Source organism: bacterium (genome assembly GCA_024228115.1).
Classification (GTDB): Bacteria; Myxococcota_A; UBA9160; order UBA9160; family UBA6930.
Genome location: JAAETT010000194.1, coordinates 1 through 656, shown reverse-complemented (window position 1 = coordinate 656; position 656 = coordinate 1). Strand labels below are relative to the sequence as shown.

The window sequence follows — 656 nt, the reverse complement described above, 5'->3', positions numbered from 1 at the left end:
TCAACATGTCCGACCTTGACCAAGCCAACCAAGCCATAGCTCTGCTCGAGGAGCAGCTCATGGCCCAGCTCGCAGCCGAGCACCACCCACGCTGGGATGACGGGCGCCTCGTCCTCATCGGAGACGTGGGCGTAGTGGCCGGCAAGCCGGACTGCACCATCCTCTCTATAAAGGGGGCAGGAGGCACCGTGTGGGCATCCGACGCACCGAACAGCGAGTTCTCCACCACCTACGGGGAGTGCTCCTCACTGACCTACAGGGGTAGGCTCCTACCCTCGTAGGTCCAGCGCTAGGCAGCAGTGACACCTTGGATCTGAAAGTAGTGGGCCACGAGGCCAGTGAGATTATCGTTGATGGTCACCCGGAACGACTCGCCTGCTTCCAGAGTGATGGGCTTACCTGCCTTCGAGAACGTCCAACGGATCGAGGCTGTCTCGTTGCCTGTACCTAGTGCGTTGTGCGCGAAGTCATGGCACAAGGCCTGCCACCCAGCATTAGACATCACGTTGTACCCACCAGTCAGGTCAAGCGTTGAGTCTGCGAACACAGCGGTCACCCCCACGCCCGTGGTCAAGGTGATCCCGTTGCCGTACTTCTCAGCATCGAACGTGCCCCCATCTTGGATGAACACGATCATGCGGTGGATCTTGCATCGC

The 656-nt window shown here is 60.1% G+C and carries 2 protein-coding genes; one reads left to right on the top strand and one right to left on the bottom strand.

The genetic code is table 11. The annotated features are described in order from the left end of the window. Positions 1 to 59: 59 nt before the first annotated feature. The gene (locus GY937_09530) at positions 60 to 281 is read left to right on the top strand and encodes a hypothetical protein (protein ID MCP5056949.1); all 222 of its coding nucleotides are present in this window, start codon (positions 60 to 62) and stop codon (positions 279 to 281) included. Positions 282 to 289: 8 nt separating this feature from the next. Here the strand turns inward: GY937_09530 and GY937_09525 are convergent, their stop codons facing one another. Further along, on the bottom strand, positions 290 to 637 hold the full coding sequence (locus GY937_09525) for a hypothetical protein (protein ID MCP5056948.1): 348 nt from the start codon (positions 635 to 637) through the stop codon (positions 290 to 292). Between the last annotated feature and the right edge of the window lie 19 nt (positions 638 to 656).